This is a genomic window from Pseudooceanicola spongiae, assembly GCF_014899185.1.
GTDB classification, from domain to species: Bacteria; Pseudomonadota; Alphaproteobacteria; order Rhodobacterales; family Rhodobacteraceae; genus Pseudooceanicola; species Pseudooceanicola spongiae.
In genome coordinates, this window is the sequence record NZ_CP045201.1 from 503602 (window position 1) to 525543 (window position 21942).

The 21942-nt window shown below is 64.1% G+C and carries 22 protein-coding genes; 13 read left to right on the forward strand and 9 right to left on the reverse strand.

Going from position 1 to position 21942, the window contains the following annotated elements:
• Nucleotides 1–7: 7 nt before the first annotated feature.
• Together F3W81_RS02370 and F3W81_RS02375 are read right to left on the reverse strand one after the other, a co-directional pair.
• Nucleotides 8–682 (reverse strand): methionine ABC transporter permease, encoded by a 675-nt coding sequence (locus F3W81_RS02370; protein WP_193082081.1) that lies wholly within the window; start codon nucleotides 680–682, stop codon nucleotides 8–10.
• The gene (locus tag F3W81_RS02375) at nucleotides 672–1733 is read right to left on the reverse strand and encodes a methionine ABC transporter ATP-binding protein (RefSeq protein WP_193082082.1); all 1062 of its coding nucleotides are present in this window, start codon (nucleotides 1731–1733) and stop codon (nucleotides 672–674) included. Before F3W81_RS02375 ends, F3W81_RS02370 begins: the two co-directional genes overlap by 11 nt.
• A gap of 378 nt (nucleotides 1734–2111) precedes the next feature.
• Between F3W81_RS02375 and F3W81_RS02380 the strand changes: the two genes are divergently transcribed.
• Nucleotides 2112–3074, forward strand: coding sequence for a phosphoribosylaminoimidazolesuccinocarboxamide synthase (locus F3W81_RS02380; RefSeq protein WP_193082083.1), 963 nt, complete (start codon nucleotides 2112–2114; stop codon nucleotides 3072–3074).
• Nucleotides 3075–3122: 48 nt separating this feature from the next.
• Here F3W81_RS02380 and F3W81_RS02385 read toward each other — a convergent pair whose 3' ends face one another.
• Nucleotides 3123–3452, reverse strand: a complete 330-nt coding sequence (locus tag F3W81_RS02385; RefSeq protein WP_193082084.1) for an arsenate reductase family protein — start codon at nucleotides 3450–3452, stop codon at nucleotides 3123–3125.
• 157 nt (nucleotides 3453–3609) lie between these two features.
• Here F3W81_RS02385 and F3W81_RS02390 point away from each other — a divergent pair, with 157 nt between their 5' ends.
• A complete protein-coding gene (locus F3W81_RS02390) occupies nucleotides 3610–4506 on the forward strand; it encodes a type IV pili methyl-accepting chemotaxis transducer N-terminal domain-containing protein (protein WP_193082085.1) in 897 nt (298 codons plus the stop codon).
• A gap of 309 nt (nucleotides 4507–4815) precedes the next feature.
• Nucleotides 4816–6147: a trigger factor gene (gene tig / locus F3W81_RS02395; protein ID WP_193082086.1), complete on the forward strand. Its 1332-nt coding sequence runs from the start codon at nucleotides 4816–4818 to the stop codon at nucleotides 6145–6147.
• A 217-nt stretch (nucleotides 6148–6364) separates the two neighbouring features.
• Here tig and F3W81_RS02400 read toward each other — a convergent pair whose 3' ends face one another.
• From F3W81_RS02400 to rpsF, 6 genes are all read right to left on the reverse strand, one after another.
• Nucleotides 6365–7336 carry a GGDEF domain-containing protein gene (locus F3W81_RS02400; RefSeq protein ID WP_226941820.1) on the reverse strand — a complete coding sequence of 324 codons (972 nt, stop codon included), beginning with the start codon at nucleotides 7334–7336 and terminating at the stop codon, nucleotides 6365–6367.
• A 358-nt stretch (nucleotides 7337–7694) separates the two neighbouring features.
• Nucleotides 7695–9995 carry a DEAD/DEAH box helicase gene (locus F3W81_RS02405; RefSeq protein ID WP_193082088.1) on the reverse strand — a complete coding sequence of 767 codons (2301 nt, stop codon included), beginning with the start codon at nucleotides 9993–9995 and terminating at the stop codon, nucleotides 7695–7697.
• Between the two features lie 164 nt (nucleotides 9996–10159).
• Nucleotides 10160–11158, reverse strand: a complete 999-nt coding sequence (locus tag F3W81_RS02410; RefSeq protein ID WP_193082089.1) for a lysozyme family protein — start codon at nucleotides 11156–11158, stop codon at nucleotides 10160–10162.
• 173 nt (nucleotides 11159–11331) lie between these two features.
• On the reverse strand, nucleotides 11332–11943 hold the full coding sequence (gene rplI, locus F3W81_RS02415) for a 50S ribosomal protein L9 (protein ID WP_193082090.1): 612 nt from the start codon (nucleotides 11941–11943) through the stop codon (nucleotides 11332–11334).
• Nucleotides 11944–11956: 13 nt separating this feature from the next.
• The gene (gene rpsR / locus F3W81_RS02420; RefSeq protein WP_116133697.1) at nucleotides 11957–12184 is read right to left on the reverse strand and encodes a 30S ribosomal protein S18; all 228 of its coding nucleotides are present in this window, start codon (nucleotides 12182–12184) and stop codon (nucleotides 11957–11959) included.
• Between the two features lie 28 nt (nucleotides 12185–12212).
• A complete protein-coding gene (rpsF, locus tag F3W81_RS02425; protein ID WP_119398210.1) occupies nucleotides 12213–12569 on the reverse strand; it encodes a 30S ribosomal protein S6 in 357 nt (118 codons plus the stop codon).
• Nucleotides 12570–12921: 352 nt separating this feature from the next.
• Between rpsF and F3W81_RS02430 the strand changes: the two genes are divergently transcribed.
• From F3W81_RS02430 to F3W81_RS02475, 10 genes are all read left to right on the forward strand, one after another.
• Nucleotides 12922–13272: a hypothetical protein gene (locus F3W81_RS02430; RefSeq protein ID WP_193082091.1), complete on the forward strand. Its 351-nt coding sequence runs from the start codon at nucleotides 12922–12924 to the stop codon at nucleotides 13270–13272.
• Between the two features lie 132 nt (nucleotides 13273–13404).
• Entirely contained in the window at nucleotides 13405–14346 is a 942-nt protein-coding gene (gene fabD, locus F3W81_RS02435; RefSeq protein ID WP_193082092.1) for an ACP S-malonyltransferase, read from the forward strand.
• A 134-nt stretch (nucleotides 14347–14480) separates the two neighbouring features.
• Nucleotides 14481–15218: a 3-oxoacyl-[acyl-carrier-protein] reductase gene (gene fabG, locus F3W81_RS02440; RefSeq protein WP_193082093.1), complete on the forward strand. Its 738-nt coding sequence runs from the start codon at nucleotides 14481–14483 to the stop codon at nucleotides 15216–15218.
• 377 nt (nucleotides 15219–15595) lie between these two features.
• Complete coding sequence (locus F3W81_RS02445; protein WP_193082094.1) at nucleotides 15596–15829, forward strand: acyl carrier protein; 234 nt, start codon at nucleotides 15596–15598, stop codon at nucleotides 15827–15829.
• Between the two features lie 236 nt (nucleotides 15830–16065).
• On the forward strand, nucleotides 16066–17325 hold the full coding sequence (fabF, locus tag F3W81_RS02450; RefSeq protein ID WP_193082095.1) for a beta-ketoacyl-ACP synthase II: 1260 nt from the start codon (nucleotides 16066–16068) through the stop codon (nucleotides 17323–17325).
• Entirely contained in the window at nucleotides 17326–18480 is a 1155-nt protein-coding gene (gene mltG, locus F3W81_RS02455; protein WP_193082096.1) for an endolytic transglycosylase MltG, read from the forward strand.
• A gap of 247 nt (nucleotides 18481–18727) precedes the next feature.
• The gene (locus F3W81_RS02460) at nucleotides 18728–19036 is read left to right on the forward strand and encodes a hypothetical protein (RefSeq protein WP_226942005.1); all 309 of its coding nucleotides are present in this window, start codon (nucleotides 18728–18730) and stop codon (nucleotides 19034–19036) included.
• On the forward strand, nucleotides 18921–20312 hold the full coding sequence (locus F3W81_RS02465) for a DNA-packaging protein (RefSeq protein ID WP_193083576.1): 1392 nt from the start codon (nucleotides 18921–18923) through the stop codon (nucleotides 20310–20312). The genes F3W81_RS02460 and F3W81_RS02465 overlap by 116 nt, the downstream gene beginning before the upstream one ends.
• Nucleotides 20313–20508: 196 nt before the next feature.
• Complete coding sequence (locus F3W81_RS02470; protein WP_193082097.1) at nucleotides 20509–21705, forward strand: phage portal protein; 1197 nt, start codon at nucleotides 20509–20511, stop codon at nucleotides 21703–21705.
• Nucleotides 21698–21937, forward strand: a complete 240-nt coding sequence (locus F3W81_RS02475; RefSeq protein ID WP_193082098.1) for a GTA head formation protein, RCAP_rcc01685 family — start codon at nucleotides 21698–21700, stop codon at nucleotides 21935–21937. The genes F3W81_RS02470 and F3W81_RS02475 overlap by 8 nt, the downstream gene beginning before the upstream one ends.
• The last annotated feature ends 5 nt before the right edge of the window (nucleotides 21938–21942 follow it).

The window sequence follows — 21942 nt, forward strand, 5'->3', positions numbered from 1 at the left end:
GAGGGGCTTATTGCCCACGGCCCTTGGGGGCGCGTTTGTCGACCCGGGCGGCAAACCATTCGCCGATGGTCTGCACGAGCTGAACGAGAACGATGAGGATGACGACCACGATGGCCATGACCTCGGGCATGAAGCGCTGATAGCCGTAGCGAATGCCCAGATCGCCGAGGCCTTCGCCGCCCACGGCCCCGACCATGGCAGAGTAGCCGATCAGGCTGACCACGGCCAGCGTCAGGCCGAGGGTGATCGAGGGCAGGGCCTCGGGGATCAGCACCTTGCGGATGATCTGCAGGGGCGTGGCACCCATTGCGCGTGCGGCTTCGATCAGGCCGCTGTCGACCTCGCGGATGGCGTTTTCGATCAGGCGCGCGATGAAGGGGACGGCGGCGATGGTCAGCGGCACGATGGCCGCAGTGGTGCCGATCGAGGTGCCCGCAACCATGCGGGTGAAGGGGATGATCGCCACCACAAGGATGATGAACGGCACCGAGCGCGCGGCATTGACCACCAGCCCCAGCACCTTGTTGATCAGGGGGCGCGACAGCAGCTCTCCCCTCTGGGAGGTGGCCAGGAAGACGCCGAGCGGCAGGCCGAAGACCGTGCCCAGTGCAGCGGAAACGGCGACCATATAGAGCGTTTGCCAGGTCGCATCGATGAGCAGGTTGATCAGGTTAGCCGACATAGCCGAGTCCTTGCGTCAGAAGTCCGTGGCGTTCGAGATAGGCGCGCGCTTCGGCGGCCCGGTCCGCATCGAGCGAGATCAGCAGATTGCCGAAGGGCTGGTCGCCGATTTCCTCGATCGCGCCGGAGAGGATGTTGACCTGCAGCCCGAGATCGCGCGTCAGGAGCGCCAGCATCGGATCGGTCGCATGTTTGCCCGCGAAGGTGACATGGATGACCTCGTCGCAGGGTCGGGCGGGGCGTGTGTCGCTGATCTTGCCCTTGATGAAGGCGGGCAGGGTGACGCCGGTCAGCCCGGACAGGAAGGACCGCGTGGTGGGGTGCTGGGGCGCGGTGAAGACGTCATAGGTCTTGCCGGCCTCCACGATCCGGCCGCCCTCGATCACGGCGACGTGGCTGGCGATATCGCGCACCACGGCCATTTCATGGGTGATCAGCAGGATCGTCAGGCCCAGCTCTCGGTTGATGTCCTTGAGCAACTCAAGCACGGTTTGCGTGGTCTCTGGGTCCAGCGCCGAGGTCGCCTCGTCCGAGAGCAGCACCTTGGGTTCGGTTGCCAGAGCCCGGGCGATGCCGACGCGCTGTTTCTGACCGCCAGAGAGTTCCGCCGGATAGCGATCGGCCTGCGCGTCCAGACCGACGCGGTGGATCAGATCGGCGACACGGGCCTTGATGCGCGCGCCGGGCACACCGGCGACCTCAAGCGGCAGGGCGATATTGCCCGCGACGGTGCGCGAGGCCAGCAGGTTGAAGTGCTGGAACACCATGCCGACGTCACGCCGGATGGCGCGCAGGGCGGTCCCCTGCGCGGCGCCGACATCCTGCCCGCCGACCAGAATCTTGCCCGAGGTGGGACGCTCCAGCCCGTTGACCATGCGCAGCATCGTTGATTTGCCCGCGCCGGAGCGGCCGATGATTCCGGTGATGGCGCCCGCGTCGACGGTCAGGGACACGTCGTCCACGGCAGAGACCATGCCGCCGCCGGGTTTCGCAAAGGCCTTTCCAACCGATTGAAAAACGATGGAGGCTCCTTGGATTTTTCTGTCTGACATCAGGGTGCGATCCAACTGGTATGAGCTTTGTTTGGAGGTCGCTAAATAGAGTTCGGCGCATAAGTTCAAGACGCCATTCCCCCAAGGGGGCGGTGATGCCACGTCCGACGTTTGCGAAACAGGGCTAATTTGAGGGCGGCGTTGCGCAGGCGCGCAGGACGCCGGGCCGCTGTTTTGACGCAGCGCTCAGCGCCGGACAAACGTTCTTCTCATGCGGTTTGCGGGGCTCTGTGCTGTGCGACGATTCGGGGGGCTCAGATGTAGATTGCGGACTTTTGGTGACGCTCACGCGGGCTTGTGCGCGCGGTGGCGGACTTCGCTGTCGGAGTGTGCTAGCGCAAGGCGGCAATACCCGTGCTCAATCCAGGACAGCCCTTCATGACCCTCCCCACTCGTGTACTTGATCACGCTCGCATCCCCGAGCTCAGCAATCCCTATTTCGGCAAGGTGCGGGATTGTTACGACCTGCCGGGCAACCGGCGGATTCTGATCACGTCTGACAGGATTTCCGCGTTTGACCGGATTCTTGCGTCGATTCCCTTCAAGGGGCAGGTTCTGACGCAGATGGCGCGCTACTGGTTCGAGCGGACGGGCGATATCTGCGAGAATCACGTGATCAGCTATCCCGATCCCAATGTCGTGCTGGCGAAGAACCTGCAGATTCTGCCGGTGGAGATCGTCGTGCGCGGCTATCTGGCGGGCACCACCAGCACCTCGATCCTGACGCGCTACAAGGCTGGCGAGCGGGTGATCTACGGACACAGCTTCCCCGAGGGGCTGCGTGCGCATGAAAAACTGCCCGAGCCGATCATCACCCCGACCACCAAGGCCTTTGACGGTGGCCATGACGCGCCGCTGACGGCCGGGGATATCCTGTCGCAGGGCTTGCTGACGCAGGCGCAATGGGACCGGGTCTCGGCCATTTCGCTGGCGCTGTTCGCCCGTGGGCAGGAGATGGCGGCCGAGCGGGGGCTGATCCTGGCCGACACCAAGTACGAATTCGGCACCGATGAGACCGGCACCATCGTGCTGGCGGACGAAATTCACACGCCGGACAGTTCGCGGTTCTGGCTGGCCGATGGCTATGCCACCGCTTTTGCCGCCGGGACGCGGCCACCGTCGTTCGACAAGGATGTCATCCGCACCTGGGTCGATGCCAGATGCGACCCCTACAAGGACGATGTGCCGACCATACCGGAGGATCTGATCGCGACCACCTCTCAGGTCTATATCGACGCCTATCAGGCCATCACCGGCCAGACGTTCGAACCGGATCTGAGCGGCGAGACGCCATTGGCGCGCATTCGAGGCAATCTGGCGCAATATTTTTCCGCCAGCTGAGACCCGAGGCGCGGGCCGGGCTGCCCTGTGGTGGCCCGGCCCGCCGGATCAGCTCGACAGGACGGCGCTTTGCACGGTTTCGTCCCATCCCAGATAGAAGCTGTCGTGATCGCGCAGCACCGGGCGCATCATCACCTTGGGCTGTGCGGCAATCTGGGCCTCGGCCTCGGAGGCCTTGAGCCAGTCGCTCAAGCCTCTGTAATCATTCGATTTACGGTCCACGAGCCGGTCGCCGAACTCAATGATCAGCTCGGCCAGTTCCGCCTCGCTCAGCGGATCGGCGCGGATATCGCGAAAGACGACCTCTCTGCCCTCTGCCTCCAGCGCCTTGCGGGCCTTCTGGCAGGTGGCGCAGGTGCTCAGTCCATAGATGATCATGTCGCAATCTCCCTCGGCGATGATCTGGCACTGTCTCGCATCGCGGCGCGCGGCACAATGCGCCGTGGCAGGACGATGCGGGCGGGGCGGCTTAATCATTCCTACACGCGGATGGGATTTCCTCGGCTCCGCAATGGCCTTTTCTGAGGAGCTTCCCTTGTTTCGTCGAGTCTATCGCGCCCTGGTCGCAGTCCTTCAGCCGGGCCTTGTGGGCCTGTTCGTCCTTGCGCTGCCGGCCCACCCGTCGCTGGCGGAGGAGCCGTCGCCGCTGATCGAAGCCGCCAAGCGCAAGATCAACCTAGCGGGACGCCAGAGGATGCTGTCGCAGCGGATCGCGATGCAGGCCTGTTTTGCGCAGTCCGGCGTTTTGTCCGAGGTCAGCCTGACACGGGGCAGAGAGGCGGCGGATCTGTTCGATCGCACGCTGGACGGTTTGCGTCTGGGCGATCAGGGGCAGGGGCTCGCGGTGGAGGTCGACCCCGAGGTGCTCGCGGGCTTGAACGCGGTGGCAGCGCTCTGGCAGGGGTATGGTGCCTCTGTCGATGGCCTTTTCGGCAGCCCCAATGAAACGGCCTTGAAGCAGATTCACAGTCACAACGGGCCCGTTCTGGTGAGCATGAACAAATCCGTCGGCGTGATGGAGCGGGTCTATGGCGAGGGATTGATCGCGCCCGAAATTGCAGCCGCCCTCAACGTCGCCGGGCGCCAGCGCATGCTGGTGATGAAGGCCGTGAAAGAGGCCTGCATGATCACCCGAGGCTATGCGCCAGAGGAGGATCGCAAAACTCTGGCCAAGACGATCTCGCTGTTCGAGAGCAGCCTTTACAAGCTGCGCCAAGGCAATGAATGGGACAACATCATCGCGCCACCGTCGTTCGAGATCGAAATGCAGCTGGATCTGGTGCAGATGATCTGGGACTGGATGTCGCCCCGGCTGAAATCTCTGGCCGATGGCGAACAGATGGCGCCAAAGGAGATGGTCGAGATGGCCTACCACGCAGAAGTGGCGCTGACGGAAATGAACACGGCGGTCTGGCTGTACGAAGCCTTCTGATCTGCCTGCGCGAACGGCCCTTCCACCGTCCTTTCTGCTGTCTTGCGGTCCAAGTGCATCGGGATCGGCGTCAATCGCACCCCGCTCCGGCGCGTTCTGGCCCTCGGATTTTCTGTTGTTTTCTCCAAAGTCATCCGCCTCAGGGGCGCCTTCGCGCTGACAGGCCCATTGATATGCCGGGGTTTTTGGTAAACCGCTGGTCGGCGCAGTGAATCCGCCTTGCACGGCAGGGGTTGACCGCATAGAAGAGCGACTGATTTTGAAGGCCGCGCGACTGGCGCGGCACCCGGCATAGAAGGACACGCAAGGATGCAGGTCACTGAGACCACGAATGAGGGCCTGAAGCGCGGCTACACGATCACCGTCCCCGCCTCTGAACTCAATGACAAAGTGAACGCCAAGCTGGCCGAAGCTCAGCCCGAAGTCGAAATGAAGGGCTTCCGCAAAGGCAAAGTGCCGATGGCGCTGCTGAAAAAGCAGTTCGGTCAGCGCATCCTGGGCGAAGCAATGCAAGAGACCATCGACGGCGCGATGTCCAAGCATTTCGAAGACAGTGGCGACCGTCCGGCGATGCAGCCGGAAGTCACCATGGTGGATGGTGAGACCTGGAAAGAGGGCGACGATGTCGTCGTCAACATGTCCTACGAAGCTCTGCCCGAGATCCCGGACGTCGATCTGAAAGCGATCGAGCTGGAAAAGCTGATCGCCAAGGCTGACGATGCGGCTGTCGACGAAGCCCTTGCGAACCTTGCTGAATCCGCTCAGGATTTCGAGGAGAAAGAGGGCGCTGCGGAAGAGGGTGACCAGGTTGTCATCGATTTCCTCGGCAAGGTTGACGGCGTTGCCTTCGACGGTGGTTCGGCCGAGGATTACCCGCTTGTGCTGGGCTCCAACAGCTTTATTCCCGGCTTTGAAGAGCAGCTGAAAGGCGTCTCCGCCGGCGAAGAGAAAGCCGTCGAAGTGTCCTTCCCCGAGGAATACGGCGCTGAGAACCTGGCCGGCAAGGCCGCTGTCTTTGAATGCAAGATCAAAGCTGTCAAAGGTCCGAAAGCTGCCGAGATCAACGACGAGCTGGCGAAGAAGTTCGGCGCCGAAGATCTGGCCGCCCTCAAAGGTCAGATTGCTGAGCGTCTGGAAGCGGAATACGCCGGTGCTGCTCGCGCCGTGATGAAGCGTAACCTGCTGGACAAGCTGGACGAAGTTGTCACCTTTGACCTGCCGCCGAGCCTGGTCACCGCAGAAGCCGACCAGATCGCGCACCAGCTGTGGCACGAAGAGCATCCCGAGGTTCATGATCACAATCATGACAGCGTCGAGACGACCGACGAGCACAAGAAGCTGGCCGAACGTCGCGTGAAGCTGGGCCTGCTGCTGGCCGAGCTGGGCCAGAAAGCCGAAGTTCAGGTGACTGACTCCGAGATGACGCAAGCGATCATGAACCAGGCGCGTCAGTACCCCGGTCAGGAACGTCAGTTCTTTGAATTCATTCAGCAAAACCAGCAGATGCAACAGCAGCTGCGGGCGCCGATCTTTGAAGATAAAGTCGTCGACTATGTCTTTGAACTGTCCACAGTGACGGAAAAAGAGATCAGCAAGGATGAGCTTCAGGCCGCTGTCGAAGCGCTCGAAGAAGACGAATAATCCTTCAGGCTTTACCGCCTGATGCGAAGGGCCGCCCGGTTGGGCGGCCCTTTTGCGTTTGTGATCTGGCGGGGATGGGGGCGGTGTCGCCCGGCTGGACTGCGAAATCGCAACGTCGGTATCGCGTCGGTATCCGGTCGGTAAGTGGGCGGTGCGATTTTGGGCCGCGTCCGCTGTGGACCTCGGGTGGGGGCGGCGCAGTTGGGCGGCGAGCAGGTTAGCGGGTGCCGATCTCGATCCGGTCGCGGCCGGCAGATTTGGCGGCATAAAGGGCGGCGTCGGCGCGGGTGTAGATATCGTCCACGGTATCGCCAAACCGCAGATCGGCCAGACCGGCGGAAAAGGAATATCTGCACGGCTTATCCGGGCCAAGGGGATCGGAGCGGCGGATGCTGTAGAGCATGCGTTCGATCACCAGTTCGGCTTCGGGCAGGCTCGCCTCGGGGAGGATCAGCATGAACTCTTCCCCGCCGATCCGCCCGAAGGTGTCGTTACGGCGCAGCATCGCCAGCAGGGTCCGGGTGAAATCGCGCAGAACGACATCGCCGCCACTGTGGCCAAAGCGGTCGTTGATGCTTTTGAAGTGATCGATGTCGAGCAGGCAGACGCAGCCGAGGTGCTCGCCGGGCGCGGTGCCCTGCGCCAGAACATCCTGAAGCCGCTGGGTGACAAAACGGCGGTTGGCGATGCCCGTCAGATCGTCCGTCTGCGAGGCCTTGATGGCGAAGTCGCGATCCTGACGCAGCAGCCGATCTTCGGCGCGCAGGCCACTGATGTCGGTGGCAATGCTGAGCAGCCAGCCATCGGCCTGAACGGTTTCGGTCATCTGCAGCCAGCGACCATCGTAGAGGTCGGTCTCGTAGCTTTTGAAGCGCGATTTGCCGCGCCGCGCCTGTGTTTCCGTCAGCCACTTTTCAAAGTTGTCCGCCTTGATGATGGTGCCGAGCTTGAGGGGGTAATTGCGCCGCATATGATCGGCCCAGGTCGGCTCCTCGTCAGGGGTGAGGCCGAAGGCGTCGCGGAAGGCCGCATTGGCATAGCGCATGCGGTCAAATCCGTCATAAAGCGCGAACATCACACCCGACCGCTCGATCAGCCCGATGAGCTGCGTGTGGGCTTCGGTCAGTGTTGCTCTGGCTTTGCGGCCCTTCGGAGCAGTCTTGCCCTGCAGAGTATCAACGGTCTTCACGGGGCCTGAGCCTTGCGAAGTGGGAGCCAAAAAAGGTCGGATCATCTATTGCCCCGAAGATGCGGACAGCAAACTGTCCTTTGCGTCGATGCTTGGTCTGTTAAGAATAGTGCCATTTCTGCATATTGGATTCAACTTTAACAATATGTTTCGACGAAGAATGCAATAATCTTGCGGCTCAACCCAGATCCGGAGACACAGCGTGGGTCACTGCCCAAATCTTACAAGTCTGCTGTGTACAGGTCGAGAGGAGTCGGCCCGCGCAGAGGGCTAACTGCGCAATCGGTGAAAAAAGGGCCACCCCGTTGTCGGGATGGCCCTTTGTCATTCTGCGAGGTCGGCCTCAGCCGAGAAGCGGTCAGTCCTTGCGGCGCGGCGCGGAAGAGCCGCCGGGCTTGGCACCGCGTGCCGGGGCACCACGGGGCTTGCCTGCGGGTTTACCGGCCGGCTTGCTGCCGGGACGGGTCACACGCTGCGAGGGGTCGGAGGCCGAGAAGCGGGGCTTGGCGGGACCGTCGGATTTGCCCTCAGCCGCTTTGCCGTAGGGTTTGCCAGCCGGTTTGCCAAAGGATTTACCCTCGGATTTGCCGAACTTGCCTTCGGGTTTGCCGTAGGACTTGCCCTCGGATTTGCCGAACTTGCCCTCAGGCTTGCCGAATTTGCCAGCGGGTTTGCTGCCCGTCGGCTTGCCAGTGTACTTGCTGACGCCGGGCAGATCGCCCGCGACCTGCGGCTTGGGCTTTTTGAAGCCAGCGGGTTTGGACGCCGGTTTGCGATCGCCGGAGTAGGGCACCTTTTCAAAGGCGCGCTTTTCCGAGCGGGGCTCGGCAGGGGCTTCGACGGCCTCGGTGCGCGGGCTATGCTGGACGGCGGCGTCCTGCGCAGGCGCGGTCTGGGCGACGGCCTCATAGGCGGGTTTCTCGGCACGCGGTTTGTCGTAGGCGGGCTTGTCGGACGCGGGCTTGTCATAGGCAGGCTTGTCGCCGCGCGGCTTGTCGAACTTGGGCTTGTCGAACTTCGGTTTGTCGAATTTCGGCTTGTCGGAGCTGGGCGCGCGGTTGGGGCGCGGCGGGGCGTCGTCCATCGGGCGGACGCCGACGCCGTCTTCAAGCTCCTGTGCGGCACCGATGGCGTTCAGGAAGCCGGGGGCGCTGGATTCGAGGATCTCGACATAGGTCTCGGAGTCCTGCACGCGGATCGCGCCGATGGATTCCTTGGTCAGGTTGCCCGAACGGCAGAGCAGCGGCAGCAGCCAGCGGGCTTCGGCCTTGTTGTCACGACCGACCGAGAGGGCGAACCACTTGGACGGGCCGAAAGGCGTGCGGTCAGCGCGTTCGCCGCGCTCAGGGCGGGTCGGGCGCTCATCCGGGTTGCCGAGCTCTTCGGGCGCCGACTGGCGCGCACGGTAGAGGCGCAGGTAGGCGGCGGCGACCTTTTCAGGGCTGTGCTGTTCGAGAAGCTTGGCCGCGAAGGTTGCGGTCTCCTCGGAGATGTCCTCGTCCCATGCAGGATCGGTGAGCAGGCGTTCTTCGTCGCGGCGCAGGATCTCGTCTGCGGTGGGGGCGACGCCCCATTCGGCCTTGATCTTGGCCCAGCCGAGCAGACGCTCGGCCTTTTTCACATCGCGCGGGCCGACGATCAGGGCAGAGATGCCCTTGCGACCGGCGCGCCCGGTGCGACCCGAACGGTGCAGCAGGGCTTCGGCGTTGGTCGGCAGATCGGCGTGGATCACCAGCTCAAGATTGGGCAGGTCGATGCCGCGGGCGGCGACGTCGGTGGCGACGCAGACGCGGGCCCGTCCGTCACGCATGGCTTGCAGCGCGTGGGTGCGTTCGTTCTGGCTCAGCTCGCCGGAAAGGCAGACGACCGAGAAACCACGGTTCGAGAAGCGCGCGGTAAGGCGGTTCACGGCGGCGCGGGTGTTGGCGAAAACGATGGCGTTTTCAGCGTCATGGTAGCGCAGGGTGTTGATGATGGCGTTTTCGCCGTCCGCCTGTGCGACGCGCAGCGCCTGATAGGTGATGTCGGAGTGCTGCTTGCCCGAGGTGGCCGTGTTGACGCGCACGGCGTCACGCTGGAACTGCTTGGCAAGGTTGGCGATCATCGGCGGCACGGTGGCCGAGAACATCAGCGTGCGGCGGTCGGCAGGGGCCTCGCCCAGCATGAACTCAAGGTCTTCGCGGAAGCCGAGGTCGAGCATCTCGTCCGCCTCATCGAGCACGACAGCGCGCAGGCTGTTCATGTCGAGCGAGCGACGCTTGATGTGGTCGACCAGACGGCCGGGGGTGCCGACAACGATATGGGCGCCGCGTTCGAGGTTGCGACGCTCTTCGCGCATGTCCATGCCGCCAACGCAGGAGGCCATGCGGACGCCGGCCTTGGCATAGAGCCAGGCCAGTTCACGCATCACCTGCAGGGCCAGTTCGCGCGTCGGCGCGATGATCAGGGCCAGCGGGGCGGCGGGGGGCGCGAGGCGATATTCGTCGCCAAGAAGGGTGTGGCCAATGGCGAGGCCAAAGCCGACGGTCTTGCCGGAGCCGGTCTGGGCGGAGACCAGAAGGTCTGCGTCCTGCAGCTCAGGTGCGGTTACGGCCTCCTGTACGGGGGTCAGGCTGTCATAGCCACGCTCGGCGAGCGCATCGGAGAGGGAAGATATCATGCTTTGGGGCGATCCGTGAGATGGCGGGCGGAGCGGGGCTGGAGAGCGCCGGGGCCGCGGAAAAAGGGACGTTTAGCTGGGAATGTTGCCGTTGTATATCTTAAACTTCATCAGATTTCCATGCGCGATTGGCAAAACGTCTTTATGACGCGCGCGCGGGCCTGTCAGCCGGGAAAGATCCGCGCCATCTCGGCGTCGAAACGCGCCCATGTCATCGAGGCGCGGTTGCCTGCAAGGCCGTGGTAGTAGGATTTGCCAGAGGCGCTCGGCAGACCTGCCCAGACCTGCGAGAGGTTGTGCATGAAATCGTGACGCGACAGCTGGTTGCTGAGGAAGTCGTGATAGCCTGCGTCCTGCAGCAGCTTGTCGGCAAAGCGGTCCTGCAGCGCGGGCGAGAAGACCTCGCGCGGATCGGTGCCGAGGCTGGCAACGAGGTATTTCAGCGTCTTGGGGATGATCTGGTAGCGGCCAATGGCGTGCTGCTGGCCGGGGGTGGCGGTGGTCCAGTCGTAAATCTCCTGGAGGGTCATCTGGGTCGGGCGCTTGGCGGGGCGCACCGTGGCGGCGTATTGCACGGCGTCATAGCCATCGCGGTGGGATTCGACGCTGGCAATCAGGTGCTTGAGGCGCTGCGCGTGGCTGCCCGAGAGCAGGGGCGTGTAGCCCGGCGCGGCGAAGGCGGCTTTGCCGCGCGACGGACGCACACGCGTCGAGGGGGCAAACAGGCTGGTGGCACTCCGGCCGCTGAACAGGCTGGAGACGTGGTTGACGACTGGTGTTTTGGCAGAAGTCTGAATGACACCAGTAGGTTGCGCGATGTTGTTCAGGGTTTGCATCAGCGGGGGCATTGCGGATTTCGGGGCAGGATCGCTCTGGGCTTGGCGCAGCAGGTCGCGGGCGACGGCGGCGGCGATGTCGCCCGCACTGGCACCGGTGTTGGTATCGGCGGGCGGTCTGTCGGCCAGCGCCTGTCCGGGGGCGACACTGCCGAGGTCAGGCAGCAGCGCCGCACGGCGCGGCTGGGCGGAGAGAGGCGCAGCCTCAGCGCCCTGAGGGGCGAGCAGGGAGACGGGGGTGGCGAGGCCGGGCGCGGCGCTGAGCCCGCCCCAGAGGGCGAGGAGGATCAGACAGCAGCGCACCTTGGCGCAAAACCTCAACAACATGGCCAGCCTTCGTTTCTACGTCGGTGTCGGCGCTGCCGAAGGGGCAGACCGGAGCCGCAGAATGGCCGGGGAGAGGTTTATATTTCGTCAGCGCGATTTCGGGAGTGGGCTGAAAATGAAAGAACCGCGCCCCTTGCAGGGCGCGGTTCCGGTCGCGGCAGACGTGGCGAAGATTACTCTTCGTCTTCGTCCGATGCGTTGTCCGAGCCGGCGTAGTCGTCGTCGTTGGCAGCGGAGCCCATGTCGTCGAACAGTTCCGAAATCTCGAATTCGGCGGCGGCTTCTTCTTCAGCAGCCAGTTCGCGGATGGATTTGCCAGCGGCCTGAACTTCGGCTTCTTCGCGGGTGCGAGCGACGTTCAGGATGACTTCGACGACCACTTCGGGGTGCAGCGTCACGTTGGCGACGTGCAGGCCCAGATCCTTGATCGGCAGCGGGATGATGACCTGCTTGCGCGCAACGGTGTAGCCGTTTTCGGTGGCGATGATGGCGACGTCACGCGGGGTGACCGAACCATACAGGTTGCCGCCATCGGAAGCTGCGCGAATCACGACGAACTTCTGTCCGTCGAGTTTCTCGCCCAGAGCTTCGGCCTCTTTTTTCGATTCGAGGTTGTTGGCTTCGAGCTGAGCTTTCTGGCCTTCGAACTGAGCCAGGTTCTCTTTCGAGGCGGTCAGGGCCTTGCCTTGCAGCAGCAGGTAGTTGCGGGCGAAACCCGGCTTGACGGAGACAACGTCTCCCATCTGGCCAAGCTTGGCGACGCGTTCGAGAAGAATGACTTGCATCTGATCGGTCTCCTTACTTCACGGCGTAGGGGAGCAGGGCGAGGAAGCGGGCGCGTTTGATGGCGCGGGCCAGCTCACGTTGCTTCTTGGCCGAGACGGCGGTGATGCGGGACGGCACGATCTTGCCACGTTCGGAAACGTAGCGCTGCAGAAGGCGCGTATCTTTGTAGTCGATCTTCGGCGCATTGTCGCCCGAGAAGGGGCAGACCTTGCGGCGGCGGAAAAATGGTTTCGTGGCCATGTGTTAGGTCCTTTCGTTCAGGCGTTGATCAACGACGTTCGCGACGACGGTCGTCACGTTCGTCACGTTTCTGCATCTGCGCGGAGGGCAGCTCGGCGTGCTCGTCGACCTTGATGGTCAGGACGCGCATCACGTCGTCGTGCAGGCGCATCAGGCGTTCCATTTCCTGCACGGCGGCCGAAGGCGCGTCGGTGCGCAGGAAGGCATAGTGGCCCTTGCGGTTCTTGTTGATCTTGTAGGCCATCGTTTTGACACCCCAGTACTCGTGATCCACGAGCGTGCCACCGTTGTCGGTGACGACGGCGCCAAAGTGTTCGATGAGGCCTTCGGCCTGCGCGTTGGAAAGATCCTGGCGCGCGATAAAGACATGCTCGTAAAGCGGCATGTGCACTCCTGTTTATATCAAGGCGCATTTCATAGGAGGGCCGGATCCTTCCGCGACCCATCCACGAGAGACTGCGCGGTTCATCATTACCTGCGGAAGGAGCCGCCCAATACACCGGATGCCCGCGCAGGGCAAGCGCCGGGGTGCGCTTTTGGCAGCCCGTTTCTGAGCCCGGTTTCTGCGGGAGGGGCCTTTTAGGGGGCGGGGTGGCAGATGCGGTTCGATTCAAGGCCTGGGTAAGATTCGGCTGTGCATTTGGCGGCACCTGCCGGGCGGCTGTTTTCGGCGGGGATATCTGCGGTTGGCCTGTGAGCGGGCCGCGACGCGGGCAGCCGACAAGGAGAGCGGTGAGATGCGCAATGGACGGTTCAGTCAGGCAGAGGGCTATCAGCGCAACTTCGTGCCCGCACACCCCAGTTCTCAGATGCCGCGCGGCGTGCCGGCGCGGTTGTGTCTGCGCTTGCTGCTGCGGCAGGCGGTTTCTGTGACGCTGGTGTTTGCGGGGCCGCTGGTGGCGGTTCTGCATGGGGCGCATCTGACGCATCTGGCGACTGGCGCTGCGCTGTGTCTGATCGGGGTTGTCGGCACGAAGCGGGTGCGCGCGGATGCGCAGCGCCATCGCAGAAGCAGTCGTCGGCCGCGCTATCGCGCGTTCGATGATCCGCGCTTTGACGGTATTCGCACGGACCGACCGCGCTACTGAGGCGCGGGGCGGCGCAACCGCGTTGAGGGCTGAGCGCGGCCTTGCTTGGCAGGGCGGCATCGCCAGCAGTGCATTGCCATATGGCGCTCTGGCCGCTATCCCCCGGCGCAACATGACGCAAGGGAGTGAGCCATGAGCCGCGCATTTGTTTTTCCCGGTCAGGGAGCCCAGACCATCGGCATGGGCAAAGCTTTGGCCGATGCCTATCCGGCGGCCCGCGCCGTCTTCGACGAGGTCGACGCGGCGCTCGGTGAAAAGCTGAGCACGCTGATCTGGGAGGGCGATCAGGACGCGCTGACCCTGACGCAGAACGCCCAGCCCGCCCTGATGGCGACCTCGCTGGCCGCGTTTCGTGCGCTGGAGGCCGAGGGTGTCAGCATCACCGACGCAAGCTTTGTCGCCGGGCACAGCCTTGGCGAATATTCCGCACTGGCCGCCGCTGGCGCGCTGAGCGTGTCGGACGCGGCGCGTCTGCTGCGCATTCGCGGCCGGGCCATGCAGGAGGCCGTGCCGGTTGGTGTCGGCGCCATGGCGGCGCTGCTGGGTCTGGACTTTGAGACGGTGCGCGAGGTCGCGGCAGAGGCCGCTCAGGGGCAGGTCTGTCAGGCCGCCAACGACAACGATCCCAGTCAGGTGGTCGTCTCGGGGGACAAGGATGCCGTCGAGCGAGCCTGCGAGATTGCCAAGGCACGCGGTGCGAAACGTGCGCTGTTGCTGCCGGTGAGCGCACCGTTCCATTGCGCGCTGATGCAGCCTGCCGCCGAGGTGATGGCCGGAGCGCTGGCCGAGGTCACGCTGAATGCGCCTGCCGTGCCGCTGGTCGCCAACGTGCGCGCCGCAGCGGTGAGCGATCCCGACGAGATCCGCGCGCTGCTGGTCGAGCAGGTCACGGGCTCGGTCCGCTGGCGCGAGAGCGTGCTGTGGATGGCCGGGCAGGGTGTCGATGAGATTTGGGAAATTGGTGCCGGGAAGGCTCTGTCGGGGATGATCCGGCGGATCGACAAGGCGGTGGCCTGCAAGGCTGTTGGCACGCCGGACGAAGTGAAGGCGGCGGTGGCCCCGAGCGAGGGCTGAGACGCTAGCGGGGGATTGTGCGGGGCTTTGCGCCCCATTGGTTAAAGTAAAAGGGGGGCTTTGCGCCCCCCGGGCCCCCCGCAGGATATTTGAAACAGGGAAACCGGGTGTAGGTGCACCCTGAGGAGAACGGTATGTTTGATCTGACAGGCAAGACGGCGCTGGTGACCGGCGCGAGCGGTGGAATCGGTGGTGAGATCGCCAAGGCGCTGCACGGCGCGGGCGCGACCGTGGGGCTGAGCGGCACACGCGTGGCGCCGCTGGAGGCGCTGGCGGCGGAGCTGGGCGAGCGGGCACATGTGTTGCCGTGCAACCTCGGGGACGCGGCGGCGGTGGATGCGCTGCCCAAGCAGGCGATCGAGGCCATGGGGTCTCTGGATATTCTGGTGAACAATGCCGGGATCACCAAGGACCAGCTGTTCATGCGGATGAGCGACGAGGACTGGCAGAGCGTCATCGACGTCAATCTGACCTCGACCATGCGGCTGTGCCGGGCTGTCATGCGGCCGATGATGAAGGCGCGTTGGGGGCGGATCATCAATATCTCCTCCATCGTCGGGACGACGGGCAATCCGGGGCAGGCGAACTATGCGGCCTCCAAGGCCGGGATGGTGGGGCTGTCGAAGTCCATCGCCTATGAAGTGGCGAGCCGGGGCATCACGGTGAACTGTGTCGCGCCGGGCTTTATCGCCACCGCGATGACCGACAAGCTGAGCGACGAGCAGAAGGCCAAGATCAACGTGCAGATCCCGGCGGCGCGCATGGGCACGCCCGAGGAGATCGCGGCGGCGGTGATCTATCTGGCGAGCGTCGAGGCCGGCTATGTCACCGGCGCAACCCTGCATGTGAATGGCGGCATGGCGATGATCTGAGGGCCGTGGCGCGGGGAATCGTGGCGAAATGCCGGGGAAAACTGCGCTGCATCCGATGCAATCGAGAGGGGCCGGATCGCTGTATCCGGCCTTTTTTTATGGCGGAATCGGCCTCGTTTGCCAGGCGCGCGCGAAAAGGCGCGGCCCGGAGCAACTTGCAGGGGGCGAGGGAACACACCAGGTTGTGAAAGCGTTTGCCTACTGCTGAGCATGTGCTATAGGCGGCGCAGATTGGCGGGGCGCTTGCAAAGGCTGTCCCCGTGCCTACGCCATGCGGCGGAGGTGTCAGCGCCCGCAAGGGCATTGGTAGATGCCCCCGGTTGGGGGCAAGACAAGAACCGGGCCCGAGGGGCCCAACTGACGTGAGGGGAATACCTATGAGCGATGTCGCAGAACGCGTGAAGAAGATCGTTGTCGAACATCTCGGCGTGGAAGAAGACAAGGTCACCGAGAACGCTTCGTTCATCGACGACCTGGGCGCAGACAGCCTCGACACCGTCGAGCTGGTCATGGCCTTCGAAGAAGAATTCGGCATCGAGATCCCCGATGACGCCGCTGAGAACATCCAGACCTTCGGCGACGCGGTCAAGTTCATCACCGAAGCCGCCTGATTTCAGGCGCTGTCCCGGCATCGCCGGGGTGAGAAGATCCTGAAAGACCCCTGCCAATTCTGGCGGGGGTCTTTTCTTTTTGCGCCACAGGTGCAGATTGGGGGAGAGTTGCGCGGGGCGCGTGGACTTTTCTGAGGGGGGATTTGCGCAGAAATGCGCCTGCTGCCTCATAGGCTTGCCCCCGGAGGCTGCGCCGGGGTATGAGCGTCGGTGAGAAAATGAGAAGGGCAGTATAGATGCGTCGTGTCGTTGTCACCGGGCTTGGGCTTGTCACTCCTCTGGCCTGCGGGGTTGAGGAAAGTTGGAGCCGCTTGCTTGCGGGTCAGTCCGGTGCGGACCGGATTGGTCAATTTGATCCCGAAGGTCTGACCACAACCTATGCCTGCGAAGTGCCGCGCGGAGATGGCAGCAACGGCACCTTCAATGCCGATGACTGGATGGAGCCGAAGGAACAGCGCAAGGTTGATACCTTTATCCTGTTCGGTGTTGCCGCCGCGCAGCAGGCCGTCGAGGACAGTGGCTGGAAGCCCACCGACATCGAGGCGCAGGCGCGCACCGGCGTGCTGATCGGTTCGGGCATCGGGGGTCTGAATTCGATCGCCAATACCGCCGTGATGATGGAAGAGAAGGGCCCGCGCCGCGTCAGCCCGTTCTTCGTGCCGGGCGCGCTGATCAACCTGATCTCGGGTCAGGTCAGCATCCGCTACGGATTTCGCGGCCCGAACCATTCGGTCGTCACCGCCTGTTCGACGGGCGCCCACGCCATTGGCGATGCGGCGCGGCTGATCCAGTGGGGAGATGCGGATGTGATGGTTGCAGGCGGCGCCGAGGCGGCGATCTGCAAGATCGGCATCGCGGGCTTCAACGCCTGCAAGGCGCTGTCGACGAAATATGCCGATGATCCCACCAAGGCCAGCCGGCCCTATGACGCGGACCGCGATGGTTTCGTGATGGGCGAGGGCGCGGGCATTGTCGTGCTGGAAGAATACGAACACGCCGTGGCGCGCGGCGCCAAGATCTATGGTGAATACCTCGGCTATGGCATGTCGGGCGATGCCTATCACATCACGGCACCTGCCGAGGATGGCGATGGCGCGCGCCGCAGCATGGAGATGGCGCTGAAGCGCGCCGGGCTGACCCCTGCGGATATCGATTACGTCAACGCGCATGGCACCTCGACCATGGCCGACACGATTGAACTGGGCGCGGTGGAGCGTCTGATGGGCGATCACGCGAGCAAGGTCACCATGTCTTCGACCAAATCGGCCACCGGGCACCTGCTGGGGGCGGCGGGCGCGATCGAGGCGATCTTCTCGATTCTGGCGATCCGCGATCAGGTCGCACCGCCGACGATCAACCTGGACAACCCGGCCGTCGAGACCAAGATCGACCTGGCGCCGAATGCCAAGGTTGAACGCAAGATCGATACCGTGCTGTCGAACTCCTTCGGCTTTGGCGGCACCAATGCCAGCCTGGTCTTCGGGAAGGTCCGCTGAATGTGGCGCTCTATCGCGTCTAACGGGATCTCGCTGCTGATCGTGCTGACGCTGCTTCTGGGCGGCGCCATCATCTACGGCAAGCGGGAATACCGTGCCGAAGGCCCGCTGAGCGAGGCGATCTGCGTGCGGGTCGCGCCGGGCGAAACCATGCGCGGTGTCTCGGCTGATCTGCAGGAACAGGGCGCCGTCAAGAGTGGTGCGCTGATGCGGGTCGGGGCCGAGTACACGGAAAAGGCCGATGACCTGAAGGCGGGGGCCTTTCTGGTGCCCGCGCGCTCCAGCATGGCCGATATCGTGGGTCTGGTGACACGCGGCGGCGCCAGCACCTGCGGCACCGAGATTGTTTATCGCGTCGGCGTGCGCTCCTCTGATGTGCTGGTGCGGGAACTGGATCCGGCGACCAGCCGCTTTATCGAACGCGCCAAGTTCGTCCCCGGCGAGGGCGATGCGCCCCAGGCCTATACCGACGTCAAGGCGCAGTCTGACACGCGCTTTCGTGTGGCGATGGCCGAAGGCGTGACCAGCTGGCAGGTGGTTCAGGTGCTGAAGGCCGCCGATGTGCTGAGCGGTGATGTGGCGACGGTGCCTGCCGAGGGCTCGCTTGCCCCTGACAGCTACGAAGTGCTGAAGGGCGATTCCCGCGAAAGCGTGCTGGAGCGTATGGCCGCCCAGCAGAGCCTGCGTCTGCAGGCCGCCTGGGAAAGCCGCGCCGACGATCTGCCGTTTGATACGCCTGAAGAGGCGCTGATCATGGCTTCGATCATTGAGAAGGAAACTGGCGTGCCGGACGAGCGTGGCATGGTCGCCAGCGTCTTTGAAAACCGTCTGCGGCGCGGCATGCGTCTGCAGACCGACCCGACGGTGATCTATGGCATCACCAAGGGCGAAGGCATTCTGGATCGCGGGCTGCGCCGCAGCGAGCTGGACCGGGCGACGCCCTACAACACCTACCAGATCGACGGCATGCCTCCGACCCCGATCGCCAACCCCGGCCGTGCCAGCATCGAGGCGGCGGTGAACCCCGAGGTCAGCGATTACGTCTACTTCGTGGCGGACGGCTCGGGTGGTCATGCCTTTGCCGAGACGCTGGAGCAGCACAATGCCAACGTCGCCAAATGGCGCCAGATCGAACAGAATGGTGCCAACCAGTAGCGTGTGATATCAATGACTTGCGGCGGCTCTGCATGAAATCCTTGAGATTTCGTAAGCCGCCGCAAACGCGCGCATTTTTGACAGAGCGCGCGCTGTAGCGTATAGATTGTGACATGCTGGAAGACATGGGTAAGCGGCCCGGGAGAGATCCCGAGGCCGTTTTTTTCGTGCCGCTCGATCGGGGACAACAAACGCACGAGGCAGAGCAAAAATGACAAACGTAACGTCCGAGAGAGAAGACACCCGTTTGCGTACGACGATCGAAACGATCGAAAGACAGGTGCTGGACATCACACAAGACCTCAAGGCGCTGCAGGACAGGGTGCGCGCCGGAGAGGTCGAGGCGGTCAGCGACGCGACCGCGATGTGCGGCGAAATCCGGTTCTGGGTCCGGTTTGCTATGGAGATGGAGGCCAAGCTAGATGAAGGAAGACAACGCAATGGAGCACCGACCTCAGGAGGCGGGGATATCGACCTCGCCGCCGCAAGGACTTCGATCGGGTGCCGACTGGATCGCCTGCGCAGATGCGGATACGCAAAGGTCGTTTCTGGATGAACTGAATGAGGGAGAGCTTCGTGCTCTCCCTTTTTTGTTCGAGTTCTGGGCCTTGCCGCATCAATTGCCGCCCGAGGGCGACTGGCGGACATGGCTGATCCTGGGCGGGCGTGGCGCGGGCAAAAGCCGCGCCGGGTCGGAATGGGTGCGCTCTCAGGTCGAGGGGGCGGGGCCGCGGGATGCGGGCAAGTGCCGCCGCATCGCGCTGGTGGCCGAAACCTTCGATCAGGCGCGCGACGTGATGATCTTCGGCGAGAGCGGCATCATGGCCTGTTCGCCCCCCGACCGCCGCCCGGTCTGGAAGGCCAGCGAGCGCAAGCTGATCTGGCCCAACGGCGCCGAGGCGCAGGCGTTTTCCGCCAGTGAACCCGAGGCGCTGCGCGGGCCGCAGTTCGACGGCGCCTGGCTGGATGAGCTGGCCAAGTGGAAGAAGGCGCAAGGCACCTGGGACATGCTGCAGTTCGCGCTGCGGCTGGGCGAGGATCCGCGGGTTTGTGTGACCACCACGCCGCGCAATGTCGGGGTGCTGAAGCAGCTGATGGCCAGCCCCTCGACCGTGGTGACGCAGGCGCCGACCGAGGCCAATCGCGCCAATCTGGCGGAGGGTTTCCTCGAAGAGGTGCGGGCGCGCTACGCGGGCACATGGCTGGGCCGGCAGGAGCTGGACGGCGTGATGCTGGCCGATACCGAAGGCGCGCTCTGGACCGAGGCGATGATTGTGGGGGCGCAGGTGGATGTGGTGCCCGCGCTGGATCGCATCGTGGTGGCGGTGGACCCGCCGGTGACGGGGCACGCTGGCTCGGACGAGTGCGGCATCGTGGTTGCCGGTGTGGTGACCAAGGGGCCGCCGCAGACATGGCGGGCTTACGTGCTGGAGGATGCGAGCGTGTCGGCGGCCAGTCCCGCGCAATGGGCCGAGGCGGCGATTGCGGCGATGGAGCGCCACGGGGCTGACAAGATCGTCGCTGAGGTCAATCAGGGCGGTGATCTGGTGGAGGCGGTGATCCGGCAGGTCGACCCACTGGCGCCGGTCAAGAAGGTGCGCGCCGCGCGGGGCAAGTCGGCGCGGGCCGAGCCGGTGGCGGCGCTCTATGAACAGGGCCGTGTGTTCCATGTTCGCGGTCTGGGTGCGCTGGAAGATCAGCTGAGCCAGATGACCATGCGTGGCTGGGAGGGGCGCGGCAGCCCGGATCGCCTCGACGCGCTGGTCTGGGCGCTGCATGAGCTGATGATCGCGGCGCAGCCGAAATGGAACCCGACGGTGCGCAGCATCTGAGACGCGCCAACTTTGCAAAGTTTGACAGGGCCCCGGGAAACCGGGGCCCTTTTTGCATATTCAGGACTTAACCCACTGAAATTGCGCAGAACGCCCATCGTACGTTGGCCCAGCCAGTTCTTAAGGAATTGCAGACAAATTATGTCTCATGGATCGCCAGACGGGTGAGCCGGAACACGCAAGCAAGGAGACGCGCATGGGGGTCATCGACTATTTCCGCCGCGACGGGGCTGCCAAGACCACCGTTGCCGCGCCGGAGCAGAAGGCTTCGGCAACCGGCAAGCTGGTGGCCTATCAAAGCTCGGGCCGGGTCGCCTGGTCGCCGCGCGATGCGGTGTCGCTGACGCGGACCGGCTTTACCGGCAATCCGGTGGGCTACCGCGCGGTCAAGATGATCGCTGAGGCCGCCGCCGCCCTGCCGCTGATCCTGCAGGACCGTCAGCGCCGCTATGAGGAGCACCCGGTGCTGTCGCTGATCCGCAAGCCGAACCAGGCGCAGGGCCGCGCCGAGATGTTCGAGGCGCTCTATGGCCACCTGCTGCTGACTGGCAACGCCTATCTCGAGGCGGTCGCCGCAGAGGAGGGCGCGCCGGTCGAGCTGCATGTGCTGCGCAGTGACCGCATGAGCCTTGTGCCGGGTGATGACGGCTGGCCGGTGGCGTTTGATTACAACGTGAACGGCAGCAAGCACCGCTTTGACGTCACCGGCGACCGGCCCGCGATCTGTCACATGAAGAGCTTTCATCCGCAGGACGACCACTATGGTCTGTCGCCGATGCAGGCGGCGGCGCAGGCGCTGGACGTGCACAACAGCGCCTCGCGCTGGTCCAAGGCGCTGCTGGACAATTCTGCGCGGCCCTCAGGCGCGATCGTCTACAAGGGGTACGAGGGCGAAGGCTCGATGACCACGGAGCAATATGACCGGCTGGTCAACGAGATGGAGATGCACCATCAGGGCGCGCGCAATGCCGGGCGGCCGATGCTGCTGGAGGGCGGGCTGGACTGGAAACCGATGGGCTTCAGCCCCTCCGACATGGAGTTCCAGAAGACCAAGGAGGCCGCCGCGCGTGAGATCGCCCTTGCCTTCGGGGTGCCGCCGATGCTGCTGGGGATCCAGGGCGACGCGACCTACGCCAATTACCAGGAGGCGCACCGGGCTTTCTTTCGTCTGACGGTGCTGCCGCTGGCAACGCGTGTCACGGCCAGCGTGGGTGAGTGGCTGGAGCGCTTTACCGGCGAGGATCTGATGCTGGGCCCCGACCTCGACAAGGTGCCGGCGCTGGCGGACGAACGCGATGCGCAGTGGCGGCGCGTCAGCGAGGCGAGCTTTCTGAGCGAGGCCGAAAAGCGGCTGATGCTGGGTCTGCCGCCGCTGGACCCCGATCATGGGTAACCCCCGCGAGGTCGCGCGGATCAGCTACGAGAGCTTTGAGTGCGCGCCCTCGCTGAAGCTGGAAGCGCATGAGCGCGTCTCAAAATTGCAGATCGACGGGTTGAACGGGCGCATCGACCGGCTGGAGATCATCATCGAACGGCTGGAGCGGCGTCTGTGGCTGACCGTCTACGGCGTCGTCGGGGTGATCCTGGCGCAGGCCTTTCAGTCGATCATCGAACGTTTGCCGTGAGGAGT

Coding starts and splice junctions, on each gene's coding strand:
- tig (WP_193082086.1), top strand. CDS start 4,816: ATGCAGGTCACTGAGACCACGAATGAGGGCCTGAAGCGCGGCTACACG.
- rplI (WP_193082090.1), bottom strand. CDS start 11,943: ATGCAAGTCATTCTTCTCGAACGCGTCGCCAAGCTTGGCCAGATGGGA.
- F3W81_RS02465 (WP_193083576.1), top strand. CDS start 18,921: ATGGAGCACCGACCTCAGGAGGCGGGGATATCGACCTCGCCGCCGCAA.
- F3W81_RS02370 (WP_193082081.1), bottom strand. CDS start 682: ATGTCGGCTAACCTGATCAACCTGCTCATCGATGCGACCTGGCAAACG.
- rpsR (WP_116133697.1), bottom strand. CDS start 12,184: ATGGCCACGAAACCATTTTTCCGCCGCCGCAAGGTCTGCCCCTTCTCG.
- F3W81_RS02375 (WP_193082082.1), bottom strand. CDS start 1,733: ATGTCAGACAGAAAAATCCAAGGAGCCTCCATCGTTTTTCAATCGGTT.
- F3W81_RS02445 (WP_193082094.1), top strand. CDS start 15,596: ATGAGCGATGTCGCAGAACGCGTGAAGAAGATCGTTGTCGAACATCTC.
- F3W81_RS02410 (WP_193082089.1), bottom strand. CDS start 11,158: ATGTTGTTGAGGTTTTGCGCCAAGGTGCGCTGCTGTCTGATCCTCCTC.
- F3W81_RS02385 (WP_193082084.1), bottom strand. CDS start 3,452: ATGATCATCTATGGACTGAGCACCTGCGCCACCTGCCAGAAGGCCCGC.
- F3W81_RS02405 (WP_193082088.1), bottom strand. CDS start 9,995: ATGATATCTTCCCTCTCCGATGCGCTCGCCGAGCGTGGCTATGACAGC.
- mltG (WP_193082096.1), top strand. CDS start 17,326: ATGTGGCGCTCTATCGCGTCTAACGGGATCTCGCTGCTGATCGTGCTG.
- F3W81_RS02470 (WP_193082097.1), top strand. CDS start 20,509: ATGGGGGTCATCGACTATTTCCGCCGCGACGGGGCTGCCAAGACCACC.
- fabG (WP_193082093.1), top strand. CDS start 14,481: ATGTTTGATCTGACAGGCAAGACGGCGCTGGTGACCGGCGCGAGCGGT.
- fabD (WP_193082092.1), top strand. CDS start 13,405: ATGAGCCGCGCATTTGTTTTTCCCGGTCAGGGAGCCCAGACCATCGGC.
- F3W81_RS02380 (WP_193082083.1), top strand. CDS start 2,112: ATGACCCTCCCCACTCGTGTACTTGATCACGCTCGCATCCCCGAGCTC.
- F3W81_RS02475 (WP_193082098.1), top strand. CDS start 21,698: ATGGGTAACCCCCGCGAGGTCGCGCGGATCAGCTACGAGAGCTTTGAG.
- rpsF (WP_119398210.1), bottom strand. CDS start 12,569: ATGCCGCTTTACGAGCATGTCTTTATCGCGCGCCAGGATCTTTCCAAC.
- F3W81_RS02430 (WP_193082091.1), top strand. CDS start 12,922: ATGCGCAATGGACGGTTCAGTCAGGCAGAGGGCTATCAGCGCAACTTC.
- fabF (WP_193082095.1), top strand. CDS start 16,066: ATGCGTCGTGTCGTTGTCACCGGGCTTGGGCTTGTCACTCCTCTGGCC.